Consider the following 16,508-nt stretch of genomic DNA (forward strand, 5'->3'; position numbering starts at 1 on the left):
GGGAATTAACGTGAGCGTTTTTATTAATAAAGATACAAAAGTAATAGTTCAAGGGATTACAGGTTCAACTGCCCTTTTTCATACAAAACAAATGCTAGAATACGGTACACAAATTGTTGCTGGGACCACTCCTGGAAAAGGCGGCATGGAGGTTGAAGGAGTACCTGTTTATAATACAGTGAAAGAAGCTGTTGCTGCTACAGGCGCTACTGCTTCAGTTATCTATGTTCCAGCACCATTTGCAGCCGATGCTATTATCGAAGCGGTAGATGCGGAATTAGATTTAGCTATCTGTATTACTGAGCACATTCCAGTATTAGATATGGTTAAGGTTAAACGTTATATGGAAGGTAAGAAGACTCGCTTGGTTGGTCCTAACTGCCCAGGGGTTATTACGGCAGATGAATGTAAAATTGGTATCATGCCTGGTTACATCCATACAAAAGGTCATGTTGGGGTTGTTTCCCGCTCTGGAACATTAACATATGAAGCTGTTCATCAGTTAACTCAAGCAGGAATTGGGCAAACTACTGCTGTTGGAATCGGCGGAGACCCAGTTAATGGTACTAACTTCATCGATGTATTAAAAGCATTTAATGAAGACCCAGAAACTTATGCTGTTATCATGATTGGTGAAATTGGCGGTACAGCTGAGGAAGAAGCGGCTGAGTGGGTAAAGGCAAATATGACTAAACCTGTAGTCGGCTTCATCGGCGGTCGTACAGCTCCTCCTGGAAAGCGAATGGGCCATGCTGGTGCAATCATTTCAGGTGGTAAAGGTACAGCAGATGAAAAAATTCGTGTTATGAATGAATGCGGAATTAAAGTTGCTGACACACCATCTGTTATGGGTGAAACGTTAATTGAAGTTCTAAAAGAACAAGGTATATATGATAAGTGTATAACACACTAAAAATAGTAGAAATAGTCCCTATAATCGAGGGGCTATTTCTTCTTTTTATTATTAAATAATGGAGGTCAAGAATGGATGATTTTAGAGAAAAACTCATTCGTATAATGCATTACCCTGGTATTTCGTGGAGTGCAGTTTTGCAATATTTAAAGAAAGATTCATCTCTTCAAATGAAACCTCATTACATCCAACAAAACCTATTCTCTTCCACAGCACATATAAACCTTTCTTCTACAACTTCCTTACAATCCGAAATCATTAAGGAACAAATCCAGCAATATGAAAAAAACGGAATTAAGGTTATCACTATCTTTGATGAAAATTACCCCAGTCTATTAAAAGAAATCTATCAGCCGCCCTGGGTATTATTTGCAAAGGGAAATCTCTCATTGCTAGTAAAACAGCCAAAGCTTGCAGTAGTGGGTTCCCGCCAAGCAACCCAGTATGGTAAGAGTGCCATTCGGTTACTGTTTCCGCCTTTAGTGGAAAAAGGAGTGGTTATTGTCAGCGGTTTAGCTAATGGTATAGATTCTCTCGCACATGAGTACGCAATGAAGAATGGCGGTAATACCATTGCTGTAATAGCTGGAGGATTGAATCATATTTATCCAAAGGAAAACGCTGAATTAGCAAGAGAAATGATGAAAACACAGCTGGTCGTTTCAGAATATCCACCAAATACGAAGCCGGAACGATGGCATTTTCCAGCGCGCAACAGAATCATTAGCGGGATGTCAAACGGGACATTTATAATAGAAGCAAAACGAAAAAGTGGATCTCTCATTACGGCCAATTATGCAGTCAATGAAGGACGTGAAGTTTTTTCACTGCCTGGAAGTATCTTTAATCCGTATTCATTGGGTACAAATGACCTAATCCAGCAGGGGGCAAAGCCTGTAATGTGCAGCGAGGATATTTTAGATGAACTTCCTTTATAACCTACATTGATTTTCAAATTTATTAATAGTATTCGCAGTTTTTTAAAGATTTTTTCGATTTATTGTAGATTTAAGTTAAAAAAGCTTGAAATTATTTCAAATATGTTATACATTTTCCAACAGATATTTGAAAAAAAGAATGTGTAAATAGGAATAATTTGGCGTATTATTATCATTAACTAGTTGTAAACGGTTTCGTCGTTATTGACATCAATAGTTATTTGTTTAAGAATAAGAAGTATTAATTATGAATACTTTTTCCAATTTTAAAAAAATGATCATATAAATGGAAAAATAGGTTAAGGTTTTTTGTGAAGTACTGAGGAGGATAATTTGCATGTCAGAGTTTCTTGTAATTGTAGAATCACCTGCAAAAGCGAAAACAATTGAACGTTATTTGGGAAATAAATATAAAGTAAAAGCATCGATGGGACACATACGAGATCTACCTAGAAGTCAAATGGGTGTAAACGTTGAAAATATGTACGAACCGAAATACATTACGATTCGAGGTAAAGGTCCAGTATTAAAGGAATTAAAAACAGCTGCAAAAAAAGCAAAGAAAGTTTATCTCGCGGCTGACCCGGATCGCGAAGGGGAAGCAATCGCATGGCATCTTGCTCATAGCTTAAATGTAGATATACATTCAGATTGTCGTGTTGTATTTAATGAAATTACCAAAGAAGCAATTAAAGAATCCTTTAAACACCCGCGTCCAATCAATATGGATTTAGTCGATGCACAGCAAGCAAGAAGGGTTCTAGATCGTCTAGTTGGATATAATATTAGTCCGCTTCTTTGGAAAAAAGTGAAAAAAGGGTTAAGTGCGGGACGAGTTCAATCTACCGCTGTCCGATTAATCATCGAACGAGAGAAGGAAATAAAAGCATTTGTTCCTGAAGAATATTGGACAATTGAAGGAGAGTTGGTTAAGGGAAAGGATCATTTTAGTGTTTCTTATTTCTCGCTAGCTAACAAAGAAAAAACAGAACTGAAATCAAAACAGGATGTTGAAGAGATTTTTAAAAAAATGGAAGGCGATAATTTTAAGGTGGTTTCGGTAACTAAAAAAGAGCGTAAACGAAATCCTTCTCCACCATTTATTACGTCTTCCCTCCAGCAGGAAGCTGCTAGAAAACTCAATTTCCGTGCTAAGAAAACCATGATGCTGGCACAGCAATTATACGAGGGAATTGAGCTTGGTTCATCTGGAACAGTTGGTCTTATCACCTATATGAGAACAGATTCAACTCGTATATCCGAAGTAGCTCAAAAAGAGGCTGCGGATTATATTCTTCAGGAATATGGCCAGGATTACTTAAAAGAAGAAGAAAGAAAAGAGAAAAAACAATCAAATGCTCAGGATGCTCACGAAGCTATCCGTCCGACGAGTACATTGCGTGAACCAAATAGTTTGAAACAATATCTCTCAAGAGACCAACTGCGTCTATATAAATTAATTTGGGAACGATTTTTAGCGAGTCAAATGGCCCAGGCTGTTATGGATACAATGAGCGTTGACTTACAGAATGGAAATGTCATATTCCGAGCAACCGGTTCAAAAATAAAGTTTCCTGGATTTATGAAGCTATACGTGGAAGGTTCAGATGATCAAGTTGAGGAACGTGACAAAATGCTGCCAAATCTACAAGAAGGCGATGTTGTATTCAAAAAGGATATTGAACCAAAACAACATTTTACACAGCCGCCGCCAAGGTATACAGAGGCTAGATTGGTTAGAACACTTGAAGAACTAGGCATAGGACGTCCATCCACCTATGCACCAACTTTGGATACAATCCAAAAGCGTGGATATGTCGCGCTGGATAATAAACGATTTGTCCCTACTGAGTTAGGTGAAATTGTTGATGAATTAATACTTGAATTCTTTCCGGATATTATTAATGCAGATTTTACTGCCAAAATGGAGCGGGATTTGGATAATGTTGAGGATGGTAAAGTTCGCTGGGTTGAAATCATTGATGGTTTTTATCAAGAATTTGAGAAACATCTTGTTATTGCAGAAAAAGAAATGCAGTCTGTTGAAATTAAAGATGAGCCGGCAGGCGAAGATTGTGAATTATGCTCGAGCCCAATGGTATTTAAAATGGGCAGATACGGTAAATTTATGGCATGCAGCAATTTCCCGGATTGCCGTAATACAAAAGCCATTGTAAAAGAAATCGGCGTTACCTGTCCAAAATGTAAAGAAGGAAATATCATTGAACGTAAAAGTAAGAAGAAAAGAATCTTTTATGGATGTGACAAGTTTCCAGGATGTGAATTTATTTCATGGGATAAGCCTTTACCAAGAGCCTGTCCTAAATGTGAAGGAACGCTCGTTGAAAAGAAATTAAAAAAAGGCGTCCAAGTACAATGCACCGAATGTGATTACAAAGAAGAACCACAAAGTTAAGGGTGAGCACAGCTCACTCTTTTATATTTTTCAATCCAGCGCAAGCAGGTTCCGCTTATTTTTATAAATCATAAAACTTTTTTGTTTTTGATTCGTATAGTACAATGCAAGATGGGCTAAAAAGAGGGAAAAGTAATCATAGTAAAAAGTAAAGCTAGATTCATGAATCATCAGCTTTGTGAAAATCAGGAGGTTAAACATGATTGATGTAACAATAAATGTAATCGGAGCTGGTTTGGCAGGGAGTGAGGCTGCGTGGCAAATCGCTAAACGGGGTGTAAAAGTCAGACTTTATGAGATGAGACCCGTTAAACAAACACCCGCTCATCATACTGATAAGTTCGCTGAATTAGTATGCAGTAATTCCTTAAGAGCAAATAACTTAACAAATGCGGTTGGTGTATTAAAGGAAGAAATGCGATTGCTCGATTCTGTTATTATCGCTGCTGCTGATGCATGCTCGGTCCCGGCAGGAGGAGCCTTGGCGGTTGACCGTCATGAGTTTGCGGCTAAAGTGACAGAAATGGTAAGAAATCATGAAAATGTAACAGTCATTAATGAAGAAGTGACGGAAATTCCTGAGGGAATAACTGTAATAGCAACAGGACCTTTAACAAGTCCTGAATTATCCGCACAACTAAAGTCTTTAACGGGCGAGGATTACCTTTATTTTTATGATGCTGCAGCACCAATTCTTGAAAAAGACAGTATTAATATGGAAAAGGTGTATTTGAAATCACGATATGATAAAGGTGAAGCTGCTTATTTAAATTGTCCGATGACTGAGGAAGAATTCAACACCTTTTATGAAGCGTTAATTGCAGCAGAAACAGTACCTTTAAAGGAATTTGAAAAGGAAATCTTTTTTGAAGGTTGTATGCCAATCGAAGTCATGGCACAAAGAGGCAAGAAAACAATGTTATTCGGTCCATTAAAGCCAGTTGGTTTAGAGGATCCTAAGACAGGAAAAAGACCTTATGCGGTTGTTCAGCTGCGGCAAGATGATGCAGCAGGAACCCTTTATAATATTGTTGGTTTCCAGACACATTTGAAATGGGGTCCACAAAAAGAAGTCCTGCGGTTAATACCAGGACTTGAAGATGTAGAGATTGTCCGCTATGGGGTCATGCATCGAAATACCTTTATCAATTCACCAAAGGTTCTTAAAGCTTCTTACCAATTTAGGGAACGGGAAAATCTGTTTTTTGCTGGACAAATGACAGGTGTGGAAGGATATGTAGAATCGGCTGCAAGTGGACTAGCTGCTGGAATAAATGCTGCTAGATTAGCACAGGGGAATAATCCAGTCGAGTTTCCTGTTGAAACAGCGATTGGAAGTATGGCACGATATATCACCACAGCTAACGCAAAGAATTTCCAGCCTATGAATGCTAATTTTGGGCTGTTTCCGGAATTACCTGAAAAAATCAAGGGAAAACAGGAACGAAATATGCAGCATGCAAACCGAGCTTTGGAAACAATTCAGAACTTTGTGAAAGTTTTGTAAAATTTATTGCAAGGGGTAAAGAAGTGTGTTACGCTTTAGTAGCCTTTGTGAGGTGGACATATTAATAAATGTGACTGATTTAGTAACGTTCGTTCACAACCATTTACAAATGGAGAGAACTTTATCACAATATACAATTGGACAATCCCATATGCTTAGCGTGAATTCAACTTGTTCATGGATGAACAAGTGCGGATTTAATGGAGTCAATTGAAACGTATATGCCCATACATATAAGGGAATAAATGAATAAAGTTTTCATACTATTCTAGTGTAATGCACTTGTCTACTTATGACAATCTCTTGTTAGATAGGTTTACTAGTAAAAATGCAAGAGGAGGAAGAATGATGAACCAATTTCATGCCACGACGATATTTGCAATCCATCATAATGGTCAATGTTCAATGTCAGGTGATGGTCAAGTCACATTTGGGAATGCTGTAGTGATGAAGCACACAGCAAAAAAGGTTAGAAAGATATTTAATGGAAGAGTATTAGCTGGTTTTGCCGGATCTGTAGCCGATGCCTTTACCCTTTTTGAAATGTTCGAAGGGAAATTAGAAGAATATAACGGAAACCTCCAACGAGCAGCTGTTGAGCTTGCTAAACAGTGGAGAAGTGATAAGATCCTAAGAAAGCTAGAAGCCATGTTAATTGTTATGAATCAGGAAGATATACTCCTAGTATCAGGAACAGGAGAAGTAATTGAGCCTGATGATGGAATTCTAGCAATTGGTTCAGGTGGGAATTATGCACTGGCAGCTGGACGTTCTCTAAAGAAATATGCTGGTGACCATCTTACAGCAAAAGAAATCGCAAAGGCTTCTTTAGAAATAGCTGCAGAAATATGTGTATACACAAACCACAACATTATCGTGGAAGAGCTCTAACGGGAGGGAACCTACAATGGCTAAAACAGATAACCTAACACCGCGTCAAATTGTTGAGAGACTTGATCAATATATTATAGGTCAGAAGGACGCAAAAAAGGCAGTGGCTGTTGCACTAAGAAATCGATATAGACGAGGCTTGCTAAACGAAAAACTCCGCGAAGAAATTATTCCTAAAAATATTTTAATGATTGGTCCAACTGGTGTTGGTAAAACGGAAATTGCCAGAAGAATTGCGAAGCTGGTTGGAGCACCATTCGTTAAAGTAGAGGCTACTAAATTTACGGAAGTCGGGTATGTTGGCCGTGATGTGGAATCTATGGTTCGTGACCTCGTTGAAACATCTGTCAGATTGGTTAAAGAGGATAGAATGTTGTCTGTTAAGGAACGTGCAGAGGAAAACGCAAATGCTAGGCTAGTTGATTTACTTGTTCCATCAGCTAAGAAAGCACAAAATTATAAAAATCCACTTGAAATGTTATTTGGCGGCGGAAATGCAACTCCGGATCAGGATACACATCAAGAGGATTACTCTATTACTGAAAAACGTAAGATTGTAAGGGAAAAGCTTGCTCTTGGTCAATTGGAAGAAGAGATGGTTACGGTTGATGTTGAAGAGCAAACACCATCCATGTTTGATATGCTTCAAGGTTCAGGGATGGAACAAATGGGTATGAACATGCAAGATGCGCTCAGCAGCTTTATGCCGAAGAAACGGAAGAAAAGAAAATTAACTGTGCGCGAGGCAAGGAAAGTATTAACCAATGAAGAAGCCGCAAGATTGATTGATATGGATGAGGTTACCACTGAAGCAGTTTACCGTGCTGAACAGACAGGTATCATCTTTATTGATGAAATTGATAAAATTGCCAGCAAAAACTCTGGAGGTTCCTCAGCGGATGTGTCTCGTGAGGGTGTTCAACGAGATATTTTACCGATTGTTGAAGGTTCAACCGTTGTTACGAAATATGGCTCAATAAAAACAGATTATATTTTATTTATCGCAGCTGGTGCGTTTCATATGTCAAAACCCTCGGATTTAATACCAGAATTACAGGGCCGTTTACCGATTCGTGTTGAATTAACGAAATTAACGGTAGATGATTTCTTTAGGATTTTGATTGAACCTGATAATGCTTTAATTAAACAATATCAAGCATTATTAGAAACAGAAGGTATACAAATTGAATTTTCTGACGATGCTATTCGTAGAATAGCTGAGGTTGCTTTTGAAGTGAATCAAAATACAGATAATATCGGGGCACGAAGACTTCACACAATATTAGAAAAATTATTAGAAGACTTATCGTTTGAAGCACCTGATATTTTAATGGAGAAGGTTACCATTACTCCACAATATGTTGATGATAAGCTTGGAGCAATAGCGAAAAATAAAGATTTAAGCCAATTTATCTTATAATGATTTAACAATAAAACTTAATAATGGTTCTGAGTTAATTAGGAGGAAGAAACAGATGGATTTACTTACAAAAACTAGAAAAATTAATGTGTTATTACAAAAGGCAGCAGGAAAACCAGTTAACTTTAAGGAAATGTCAGAAACCCTAAGTGAAGTAATTGAAGCAAACATTTTCGTTGTCAGTCGCCGTGGGAAGCTTTTAGGCTTTGCTATTAATCAGCAAATCGAAAATGACCGTATGAAAAAGATGCTAGAGGATCGTCAATTTCCTGAAGAATATATAAATGGACTATTTAATATTCAAGAGACATCTTCAAATCTTGATGTGGAAAGTCAATATACAGCATTTCCTGTTGAAAATAGAGACCTATTCCGTGAAGGGTTAACAACCATCGTTCCGATTATTGGCGGAGGTGAACGCCTTGGAACATTAATCCTTGCAAGACTGCAAGAGAAATTCCACGATGATGACCTTATTCTTGCCGAGTATGGTGCAACTGTTGTTGGTATGGAAATCCTGCGTGAAAAGTCTGAGGAAATCGAAGAAGAAGCAAGAAGCAAGGCAGTTGTTCAAATGGCAATCAGTTCATTATCTTACAGTGAACTTGAAGCGATTGAACATATCTTTGAAGAGTTAAATGGACATGAAGGCTTATTAGTTGCTTCGAAAATTGCAGACCGTGTTGGTATTACTCGTTCTGTAATTGTTAATGCTTTAAGAAAGCTTGAAAGTGCTGGAGTCATTGAATCTCGTTCTCTTGGTATGAAAGGAACGTATATCAAAGTCTTAAATGATAAATTCTTAGTTGAGTTAGATAAATTACGTTCTAACTAATTCATGGAAAAATCCCTGGTTTTACCGGGGATTTTTTTTGAAAGTAAAACTTGATTGTTATCTTTAGTTATGCTATATTATTTCATGGTGTTATTACACACGCTTGTTGATTTAAGCAGCCGGTGCTGTTAATACAGTTGCTGTTTGAAAATGAGACTTAGCGGAGGAAAACGAAACCATAGGAGGAAAAAAACATGTCAGTAATTTCAATGAAGCAATTGCTTGAAGCTGGTGTACACTTTGGACACCAAACTCGCCGTTGGAACCCTAAAATGAAGAAATATATCTTCACAGAGCGTAACGGTATTTATATCATCGACCTACAAAAAACAGTTAAGAAAGTTGAAGAAGCTTATAACTGGGTTAAGGATTTAGCTGCTAATGGCGGAACTATCCTTTTTGTTGGTACTAAGAAACAAGCTCAAGATTCTGTTAAAGAAGAAGCAGCTCGTTCAGGTATGTACTTTGTTAACCAACGTTGGTTGGGTGGTACTTTAACAAACTTTGAAACAATCCAAAAGCGTATTGGTCGCTTAAAAGATATTGAAAGAATGTCAGAAGACGGTACTTTCGAAGTTTTACCTAAAAAAGAAGTAGTTCAATTAAAGAAAGAACTTGAACGCCTTGAAAAATTCTTAGGCGGAATCAAAGATATGAAGCAGCTTCCTGATGCACTTTTCATTATCGACCCTCGTAAAGAGCGTATCGCTGTTGCTGAAGCTAAAAAATTAAACATTCCTATCGTAGGAATTGTTGATACTAACTGTGATCCAGACGAAATCGATGTAGTTATTCCTGCGAATGACGATGCGATTCGTGCGGTTAAGCTTTTAACAGGTAAAATGGCAGACGCTATCCTTGAAGCAAAACAAGGTGAAGAAGTAGCAGTAGAAGCGTAAGTCAAATAGTTTGAACTAAAAAAAGGTGATAAGAGGGAGACCCTTTATCACCTTTTTTTAAGGGTTTATCTTAGCGTTCAATGGCTAAGCTATTAGTATCTACATAAGGAATTAAAGGAGGAAAAAATCATGGCAGTTACTGCTCAAATGGTAAAAGAACTACGCGAAAAAACTGGCGCAGGAATGATGGATTGTAAAAAAGCTTTAACAGAAACAAATGGTGATATGGAAAAAGCAATCGACTTCTTACGTGAAAAAGGGATTGCTTCAGCTGCGAAAAAAGGCGACCGTATTGCTGCAGAAGGTTTAACGTATGTTGTTGCAGAAGGAAACGAAGCAGTTATTTTAGAAGTAAACTCTGAAACTGATTTCGTTGCAAAGAACGAAGCTTTCCAAAGCCTAGTAAAAGAATTAGCTGCACACTTGCTTGCTAACAAACCAGCAACAGTTGAAGAAGCTTCTGCACAAACGATTAATGGAGTGACTGTAGCAGACTATATCAATGCTGCTATTGCTAAAATTGGTGAAAAACTTTCACTTCGTCGTTTTACTGTAGTTTCTAAATCAGATAATGATGCATTTGGTGCATACCTTCACATGGGAGGACGTATTAGTGTATTAACAGTTCTAGAAGGAACTACTGATGCGGATGCTGCAAAAGATGTTTCTATGCACATTGCTGCTCTCAGACCTTTATATGTTTCACGTGATCAAGTTTCTCAAGAGGAAGTTGAGCGTGAGCGTCAAGTGTTAACTACACAAGCACTTAACGAAGGAAAGCCAGAAAAAATCGTAGAAAAAATGGTAGAAGGCCGTCTTGGAAAATATTTTGAAGATGTTTGCTTACTTGACCAGACTTTCGTTAAAAACCCTGACCAAAAAGTTCGTCAGTTCGTTGAATCAAAAGGCGCTTCTGTTCGTGAATTCATACGCTACGAAGTTGGCGAAGGTATTGAAAAGCGTGAAGACAACTTCGCTGAAGAAGTTATGAACCAAGTTAATAAAAAGTAATTGGTTTGTTTATAAGGTATGATAGGCAAAATATGTCTTAAATAGGGAACACGATGTGTTCCCTATTTTTAAAGTTTTTTTATAATCATATACATAATAAGGAGGTTTATATGAGCGGTCCTAAGTACAAACGCGTCGTTCTAAAATTAAGCGGGGAAGCACTTGCAGGAGAATCAAGCTTCGGTATTAAACCATCCGTAATAAAATCAATCGCTGGGCAGGTAAAGGAAATTGCAGAACTTGGTGTTGAGGTAGCAGTTGTTGTTGGCGGTGGTAATATTTGGCGTGGTAAAATAGGCAGTGAGATGGGAATGGACAGAGCAACTGCTGATTATATGGGGATGTTAGCCACTGTAATGAATTCTTTAGCCCTTCAGGACAGTTTAGAACACCTGGGAATTGAATCAAGAGTACAAACTTCAATTGAAATGCGTCAAGTTGCAGAACCATATATTAGACGTCGAGCAATGAGACATTTAGAAAAAAAGAGAGTCGTTATTTTTGCAGCCGGGACAGGAAATCCGTATTTCTCAACCGATACAACTGCGGCTTTACGTGCAGCGGAAATCGACGCAGAAGTCATCTTAATGGCAAAAAATAATGTTGATGGTGTATATTCAGCGGATCCACGTCTGGATCCTAATGCAACAAAATATGATGACCTGTCTTTCCTTGATGTCATTAAAGAAGGATTAGCTGTCATGGATTCAACTGCATCTTCATTATGCATGGATAATGATATTCCGCTTATTGTTTTCTCGATTATGGAACAAGGAAATATTAAACGTGCGGTAATGGGTGAAAAAATTGGAACGATTGTTAGGGGGAAAAAATAATGCCAAAACAAGTGGTTTCAGCAACGAAGGATAGAATGCTTAAAGCAATTCAATCGTATTCGCGTGAGCTTGCTAGCATTCGTGCTGGGAGAGCGAGTGCTTCTTTATTAGATAGAATTACAATTGATTATTATGGAGCACCGACACCAGTGAATCAAATGGCTGGAATTTCTACTCCAGAAGCAAGACTTCTTGTCATCCAGCCTTATGATAAATCAATTCTTGGTGATATTGAAAAGGCGATTCTAAAATCTGATTTAGGGTTAAATCCATCAAATGATGGTATGGTCATTAGATTAGCCATCCCCCAATTGACTGAAGAACGCCGAAAAGAGTTAGTAAAATTGGTAAAGAAAGAATCTGAAGAGGCGAAAGTAGCGATTCGTAATATTCGACGTGACGGTAACGATGATTTGAAAAAGCTGGAGAAAAACGGAGAAATTACGGAAGATGCCCTTCGAGGTTATTCGGATGATATTCAAAAACTAACTGACGAACACATAAGTAAGATTGACCAAATAACAAAAGACAAAGAAAAAGAAATCTTGGAAGTTTAATTATTGTGAGAACCCTCTTTTTTAGGGGGTTTTTTTCACTATTCGTCATTCTTATTTCTTGTACAAGTACATAACTTATTTAGTAGAAGATATATTTTTACTTTTTTGGTATGATAAAAGCATGCGAAAATCAGCATTCTTCATATATATCAACACAGGCTCTGTGGGCATGATCTATTATCGGAGGAAATGATTATCTTAATTTGGAGGAGCAATGTTATGTTTAATAAAATAAGGCTTTGGAAGAATCAAAACAATAACTCTTCCACACTCCGAGAAAATATAGAAAAGATTAAAAAATTGCCGGTACCGGAACATGTTGCGATTATTATGGATGGCAATGGACGTTGGGCTAAGAAGAGAGCCTTGCCACGAATTGCCGGACATCATGAAGGTATGAAGGTCGTGCGTAAGATAACGAAGTTAGCCAACAACCTTGGAATTAAAACACTTACGTTATATGCTTTTTCAACTGAAAACTGGAAGCGGCCAAAAAATGAAGTGGACTATTTAATGAAGCTTCCAGAGGAGTTTTTAGGAACCTTTCTGCCTGAATTAATTGAAGAAAATGTTCAAGTAACGATGATGGGGTATAAAGATCAACTTCCGGTACATACATTAAATGCAATTGAAAGAGCGATTGAGGAAACAAAGAATAATGATGGACTTGTATTAAACTTTGCACTTAACTATGGCAGTCGATCCGAAATTATTGATGCGGCCAAAAAAGTCTTAAATGATTATAAAAGTGGAATACTAAAAGAGAGCGAGTTAAACGAAGAGATTTTCTCCTCATACCTGATGACTTCTAACCTCAATGACCCGGATTTATTAATCCGTACGAGTGGTGAAATCAGGCTAAGTAATTTCATGTTGTGGCAATTAGCATATACGGAGTTTTGGTTTACGGATGTATTATGGCCGGATTTCAAAGAAAAACATCTAGTTGAAGCAATTGAAGTATATCAAAACCGTCAACGTCGTTTTGGCGGTATCTAAAGTTTATCTCTCTCAAGTACTATAAAGGTGTTGAAATCTTAGATGAAGCAAAGAATCATTACAGGAGTTGTAGCAGCTGCTTTATTTTTACCAATTGTTTTTTATGGTGGACTGCCTTTTGTCCTTTTAACATATTTCCTGGCAACTGTGGGATTGTATGAGTTATTAAAAATGAAAAAACTTAGTATTTTTTCTGTTCATGGATTGCTGACTGTTTTATTTCTCTGGGTTATGCTTTTTCCAGAGCAGTATAGTGATATAGTAAATACTTTTATTTATACAAAAACAGAACTTGGTATTGCTTTTATCCTTTTGCTATTGGCATATACCGTGATAACAAAGAACCGATTTACCTTCGAAGATGCTGGTTTTTCGATTTTGTCTGCCATTTATGTGGGAATAGGATTTTATTTCTTTATTGAGACGCGTGATGCAGGTATCGTCTATATCTTCTACTCATTATTCATGATTTGGGCAACTGATTCAGGTGCTTATTTTATCGGTAAAGCTACAGGGAAAACGAAACTTTGGCCTGAAATAAGTCCTAATAAGACAGTTGAGGGATCCATAGGCGGAGTAGTTTCAGCCTTAATTGTTGCTATATTGTTTGCTATATTTTCTGAAATCAATGCAACAATATTTACATTAATGGCGATAACTGTTGTCCTTTCTATTTTTGGACAAATTGGTGATCTGGTTCAATCTGCGTTCAAACGGCATTTTAATGTGAAGGATTCTGGAAATATATTACCAGGTCATGGGGGAATCCTTGACCGTTTCGATAGTCTATTATTCGTTTTGCCATTATTACACTTTTTTCATCTATGGTAGAGTTAGGGAGTTGAATTTTCTTTGAAAAAGATTTGCATTTTGGGTGCTACAGGCTCGATAGGCACTCAAACTTTAGATATACTTCGTGAACACCCATCTGATTTTAAATTAGTTGCCATTTCGATAGGGAAAAATTTAGATTTAGCCCGAAAAATGATACATGAATTTAAGCCAGAGCTAGTTTCTGTACAAGAGTACCAAGACTGTAATACATTAAAAGCAGAGTTTCCTAATACTAAATTTACCTTTGGTGAAGAGGGCCTCATAGAAGCTGCAGTATATCCTTCAACGGATATCCTAGTAAATGCTGTGATTGGAAGTATTGGTTTGAACCCTACCTTACATGCAATTGAAGCGGGAAAAACCATTGCGATTGCCAATAAAGAGACACTTGTTACGGCGGGTCATCTAGTTATGGAGGCTGCGGAGAAAAGTGGAGTGGCATTACTTCCAGTGGACAGTGAACATTCTGCTATTTTTCAGTGCTTACAGGGTGAAAAGGATAAGAATATAGAAAGATTGATTTTGACTGCTTCTGGCGGCAGCTTCCGTGACCGGACTCGTAAAGAGTTAGAAGGAGTTACGGTTAGAGAAGCCTTAAATCATCCCAATTGGTCAATGGGAGCAAAAATAACAATAGATTCCGCAACCATGATGAATAAAGGGCTTGAGGTGATTGAGGCTCATTGGCTGTACAACATGCCCTATGAAAAAATTGATGTACTGCTTCATAAAGAAAGTATTATTCATTCAATGGTAGAATTTCATGACAGCAGCATAATTGCACAGCTTGGAACACCAGATATGAGAGTACCGATCCAATATGCACTCTCTTATCCTGACCGGTTACCCCTAACTTCCTCTCAAAGGTTAGATTTAGCTGAAATTGGACAATTGCATTTCCAGGAAATGGACGCAAATCGTTTTCGCTGTATGAAATTTGCTTATGAGGCTGGCAAACAAGGCGGAACACTGCCTACAGTTTTAAATGCAGCAAATGAAGTTGCTGTAGCTGCTTTTTTAAATGAAAAGATTAGTTTCTTACAAATTGAAGATATGATTGAGAAGGCATTAAATAAACACGAATTAATAAAAAATCCTGACTTATCCATTATTCAAGAGGTGGACAAAGAAACAAGACAATTTGTAAATTCACTTCTATAAAAAAGGTGGTTTTTAGTTTGACTACAGTTATTGCCTTTATCGTTATCTTTGGTGCACTAGTATTTTTCCATGAATTAGGCCATTTGGTTTTTGCGAAACGAGCAGGTATTTTGTGCCGCGAATTTGCAATCGGCTTTGGACCAAAAGTTTTCACTCATAAAAAAGGGGAAACTACGTATACAATTAGGTTACTGCCAATTGGTGGATTTGTTCGGATGGCTGGTGAAGATCCTGAGGTTGTGGAACTAAAACCTGGTTACAGAATCGGGCTTTTGTTTGACAAAGAGAATAACGTAAATAAAATCATTTTGAACAATAAAGAAAAGTATCCAGATTGTCGAATTGTGGAAGTAGAGTATGCTGATATTGAACATAAACTGTTCATTAAGGGATACCCAGAGGATGAGGAAGAAAGCTTGCAAACTTTTCCGATAAGTCCGACTGCTGTTACGGTTGAAAATGGGGTAGAAACACAATTGGCCCCTTATGATCGTCAGTTTGCTTCAAAAACGCTGCCTCAGAGAACCATGGCCATTTTTGCTGGCCCGATGATGAATTTCGTCTTGGCATTCTTTTTGTTCATTATAATTGCCTTTTTACAAGGTGTTCCTACTAACGAGCCGAAATTAGGTGTAATTACGCCTGATGGCGCTGCGAATGCAGCGGGATTATTAGAAGGAGATATAGTCCAAAGTATCAATGGCGCTGAAATCTCAAGCTGGTCTGATGTCGTAGAAATTATCAGAGAAAATCCTAATGAAACACTTGATTTTTCTATAAGCCGTGATGGAAAAGAACAGGAAATTACCGTAACTCCGAAAGAGCAAAGTGTTGAAGGAGAAAAGATAGGTCTAATTGGAGTTTACAGCCCAATAGAAAAATCACCATTAAAAGCCATTACTGCTGGTTTTACTGAAACTTATTTTTGGACAAAGCAAATTTTTGTCATGCTTGGACAGCTTGTTACTGGTCAGTTCTCAATTGACATGCTCTCTGGGCCTGTTGGAATATATGCTTCCACTGATACAGTAGTTCAATCAGGAATTTACTATGTGATGAAGTGGGCAGCTATTTTAAGTATTAACCTAGGAATCATGAATCTCCTGCCAATCCCAGCACTAGATGGCGGAAGGCTAATGTTCTTTGCAGTCGAAGCAGTAAGAGGAAAGCCGATAGATCGTCATAAGGAAGGAATGGTCCATTTTATTGGATTTGCTCTCTTAATGCTCCTTATGCTGGTTGTTACTTGGAATGATATCCAAAGATTTTTCTTGTAAGTACATTTGAAAGT

The 16,508-nt window shown here is 37.7% G+C and carries 15 protein-coding genes; all 15 read left to right on the forward strand.

What is annotated here, in order from left to right:
- The first annotated feature begins 10 nt into the window (after positions 1–10).
- The 15 genes from sucD (at position 11) to rseP (ending at position 16,494) form a co-directional block, all read left to right on the forward strand.
- Complete coding sequence (gene sucD, locus QNH48_RS09460) at positions 11–913, forward strand: succinate--CoA ligase subunit alpha (protein WP_095247668.1); 903 nt, start codon at positions 11–13, stop codon at positions 911–913.
- 71 nt (positions 914–984) lie between these two features.
- Positions 985–1,851 (forward strand): DNA-processing protein DprA, encoded by an 867-nt coding sequence (dprA, locus tag QNH48_RS09465; RefSeq protein WP_283954676.1) that lies wholly within the window; start codon positions 985–987, stop codon positions 1,849–1,851.
- A 337-nt stretch (positions 1,852–2,188) separates the two neighbouring features.
- Positions 2,189–4,267 carry a type I DNA topoisomerase gene (gene topA, locus QNH48_RS09470; protein WP_283954677.1) on the forward strand — a complete coding sequence of 693 codons (2,079 nt, stop codon included), beginning with the start codon at positions 2,189–2,191 and terminating at the stop codon, positions 4,265–4,267.
- 202 nt (positions 4,268–4,469) lie between these two features.
- A complete protein-coding gene (gene trmFO, locus QNH48_RS09475) occupies positions 4,470–5,774 on the forward strand; it encodes an FADH(2)-oxidizing methylenetetrahydrofolate--tRNA-(uracil(54)-C(5))-methyltransferase TrmFO (protein ID WP_283955727.1) in 1,305 nt (434 codons plus the stop codon).
- Between the two features lie 348 nt (positions 5,775–6,122).
- Positions 6,123–6,665, forward strand: coding sequence for an ATP-dependent protease subunit HslV (gene hslV / locus QNH48_RS09480; protein WP_095247664.1), 543 nt, complete (start codon positions 6,123–6,125; stop codon positions 6,663–6,665).
- 16 nt (positions 6,666–6,681) lie between these two features.
- Positions 6,682–8,085, forward strand: coding sequence for an ATP-dependent protease ATPase subunit HslU (hslU, locus tag QNH48_RS09485; RefSeq protein WP_133369415.1), 1,404 nt, complete (start codon positions 6,682–6,684; stop codon positions 8,083–8,085).
- Positions 8,086–8,140: 55 nt separating this feature from the next.
- Positions 8,141–8,920, forward strand: coding sequence for a GTP-sensing pleiotropic transcriptional regulator CodY (gene codY / locus QNH48_RS09490; RefSeq protein WP_095247662.1), 780 nt, complete (start codon positions 8,141–8,143; stop codon positions 8,918–8,920).
- A gap of 194 nt (positions 8,921–9,114) precedes the next feature.
- Positions 9,115–9,819, forward strand: a complete 705-nt coding sequence (gene rpsB / locus QNH48_RS09495; RefSeq protein ID WP_095247661.1) for a 30S ribosomal protein S2 — start codon at positions 9,115–9,117, stop codon at positions 9,817–9,819.
- Positions 9,820–9,948: 129 nt separating this feature from the next.
- Entirely contained in the window at positions 9,949–10,830 is an 882-nt protein-coding gene (gene tsf, locus QNH48_RS09500) for a translation elongation factor Ts (RefSeq protein WP_283954678.1), read from the forward strand.
- Between the two features lie 110 nt (positions 10,831–10,940).
- Entirely contained in the window at positions 10,941–11,666 is a 726-nt protein-coding gene (gene pyrH, locus QNH48_RS09505; RefSeq protein ID WP_133369414.1) for a UMP kinase, read from the forward strand.
- Entirely contained in the window at positions 11,666–12,223 is a 558-nt protein-coding gene (gene frr / locus QNH48_RS09510; protein WP_095247658.1) for a ribosome recycling factor, read from the forward strand. The genes pyrH and frr overlap by 1 nt, the downstream gene beginning before the upstream one ends.
- 219 nt (positions 12,224–12,442) lie before the next feature.
- Positions 12,443–13,222 carry an undecaprenyl pyrophosphate synthase gene (locus QNH48_RS09515; protein ID WP_283954679.1) on the forward strand — a complete coding sequence of 260 codons (780 nt, stop codon included), beginning with the start codon at positions 12,443–12,445 and terminating at the stop codon, positions 13,220–13,222.
- Positions 13,223–13,264: 42 nt separating this feature from the next.
- Complete coding sequence (locus QNH48_RS09520) at positions 13,265–14,053, forward strand: phosphatidate cytidylyltransferase (RefSeq protein WP_283954680.1); 789 nt, start codon at positions 13,265–13,267, stop codon at positions 14,051–14,053.
- Positions 14,054–14,074: 21 nt separating this feature from the next.
- The gene (dxr, locus tag QNH48_RS09525; protein WP_283954681.1) at positions 14,075–15,217 is read left to right on the forward strand and encodes a 1-deoxy-D-xylulose-5-phosphate reductoisomerase; all 1,143 of its coding nucleotides are present in this window, start codon (positions 14,075–14,077) and stop codon (positions 15,215–15,217) included.
- Positions 15,218–15,234: 17 nt separating this feature from the next.
- A complete protein-coding gene (rseP, locus tag QNH48_RS09530) occupies positions 15,235–16,494 on the forward strand; it encodes an RIP metalloprotease RseP (RefSeq protein ID WP_133369412.1) in 1,260 nt (419 codons plus the stop codon).
- The last annotated feature ends 14 nt before the right edge of the window (positions 16,495–16,508 follow it).

This window comes from Neobacillus sp. YX16 (assembly GCF_030123505.1).
Classification (GTDB): domain Bacteria; phylum Bacillota; class Bacilli; order Bacillales; family Cytobacillaceae; genus Neobacillus.

Coding starts and splice junctions, on each gene's coding strand:
- dprA (WP_283954676.1), top strand. CDS start 985: ATGGATGATTTTAGAGAAAAACTCATTCGTATAATGCATTACCCTGGT.
- topA (WP_283954677.1), top strand. CDS start 2,189: ATGTCAGAGTTTCTTGTAATTGTAGAATCACCTGCAAAAGCGAAAACA.
- hslV (WP_095247664.1), top strand. CDS start 6,123: ATGAACCAATTTCATGCCACGACGATATTTGCAATCCATCATAATGGT.
- hslU (WP_133369415.1), top strand. CDS start 6,682: ATGGCTAAAACAGATAACCTAACACCGCGTCAAATTGTTGAGAGACTT.
- codY (WP_095247662.1), top strand. CDS start 8,141: ATGGATTTACTTACAAAAACTAGAAAAATTAATGTGTTATTACAAAAG.
- rpsB (WP_095247661.1), top strand. CDS start 9,115: ATGTCAGTAATTTCAATGAAGCAATTGCTTGAAGCTGGTGTACACTTT.
- tsf (WP_283954678.1), top strand. CDS start 9,949: ATGGCAGTTACTGCTCAAATGGTAAAAGAACTACGCGAAAAAACTGGC.
- pyrH (WP_133369414.1), top strand. CDS start 10,941: ATGAGCGGTCCTAAGTACAAACGCGTCGTTCTAAAATTAAGCGGGGAA.
- frr (WP_095247658.1), top strand. CDS start 11,666: ATGCCAAAACAAGTGGTTTCAGCAACGAAGGATAGAATGCTTAAAGCA.
- QNH48_RS09515 (WP_283954679.1), top strand. CDS start 12,443: ATGTTTAATAAAATAAGGCTTTGGAAGAATCAAAACAATAACTCTTCC.
- QNH48_RS09520 (WP_283954680.1), top strand. CDS start 13,265: ATGAAGCAAAGAATCATTACAGGAGTTGTAGCAGCTGCTTTATTTTTA.